Source organism: Halobellus sp. Atlit-38R (assembly GCF_003665925.1).
Classification (GTDB): Archaea; Halobacteriota; Halobacteria; order Halobacteriales; family Haloferacaceae; genus Haloquadratum; species Haloquadratum inordinatus.
In genome coordinates, this window is the sequence record NZ_QXIJ01000042.1 from 1 (window position 1) to 1,335 (window position 1,335).

Sequence of the window (1,335 nt, forward strand, 5' to 3'; positions counted from 1 at the left end):
GTACTCATCTGGAACTCGTCACGATCACCGTAGTAGGCGATATAGGTGATATCGATCGCCACATCGACGTGGCGATCGATCGAATAGTATTGCTCAGCAGCCCACATCATCGTTCCAATCGCTCCGTCAACCATCGAGGCGATCTGAGTGGTCTGCATAAGTTCTGAACTAGCCGGGACAAACGACGAGAACCACGACATCTCACCGTAGTCTCCCAGCATCTCCGTGCCGTGGCCAGCGTCCATCAATGGGTTCAACAGTTCTGCTGATCACTCCGATCGCCTCGAGTTGCTTGATGTAGTGGAGATGCGTATCACCGTCAGGACCGCCGTTTTCGCGGGTTGTTTCCTCGTCGAAGATCCGGCTTCCCTGGTTGGCAGCAGTCCCGGTCAATCCGAGGTAGCTCTGGAGATCGAGGAACGCGGTATCATAGTAATCAAGAGAAGTTTTGGAGGTTGCTGCTTGTAGAATAGCAGCTATGCCCTGTCTCACGAAGCCATCAACGGCTCTATAGAATTCTCAATCTCCAGAACTTTGCTTAGGTACTATCATACCGCGTTCCGTCGTCCGGTCGATCGAGGTCAATCGCTGGAAACACGATCTGACAGAGGGCCTCCGTAACGTCCTTTGCTTTGCCTGTGACGTAGCGTTGTTCCGAGCGGTTGGAAAGGTCGCTCTTGTCTTCAGGGGTAAGCGCACGCAGTCCGAGCGGGTTGCCCATCTCGTGGGCAACCGCGAGGATACATTCAGCAGATGTTCGAATAAAAGCTTGAAGCCGGTTGGGGAACCGGTCGCGCCAGGCGCGACCGAGTGTGGTCCGAGCCGGTGCGGCTTTGTCCCCAGCGAAGTGGTCGGGATCAAAGCCGAGCGTGCTGGCACGCTCGGCAGTCGCGAGGTAGTCGTGGAGTTCTGTCGTCGTGAAGCCGGCGAGCTCCTTGCAATAGAACGCTTGTACCATCGACTCGTAGCTGTAGTGAGCGTTCCATTCGGTTTTCCCAACTTCATAGACTGTAGTCTCACTGAAGTCAAACCCACGGACCACAGTCAGAAGGTCCGTGTCTTTGTGAATCAATTCCTCGGCCTGTTGTTCGAGTCTGCTGATCGCAGACTCGAACTGGGATGTCGTTTGAGACATCGCTTTACAGTTGGCCAGCAATCGGAGTCAGTCACCCGCCTCGTGCACAGAATCTGTCGTTCCGAACTCCTGATAGTACTCAGGATAATTTCTGGAGATCAAGGAACTCTGCGACCCAGTTTTTCGCAAAGCTCACGCGGTTAGTCAGCTGCTCGAAAACATCACTCAAGAGAGTGCGGAACTCCTCCGCACTCTCGACA

The 1,335-nt window shown here is 54.2% G+C and carries 2 pseudogenes; both read right to left on the minus strand.

The window, feature by feature from the left end:
* Nucleotides 1–77: 77 nt before the first annotated feature.
* A pseudogene (locus D3D02_RS21690) lies at nucleotides 78–414 on the minus strand (hypothetical protein); the annotation flags it as partial.
* 169 nt (nucleotides 415–583) lie between these two features.
* Nucleotides 584–1,135, minus strand: a pseudogene (locus D3D02_RS17945) (ISNCY family transposase); the annotation flags it as partial.
* Nucleotides 1,136–1,335 lie beyond the last annotated feature (200 nt).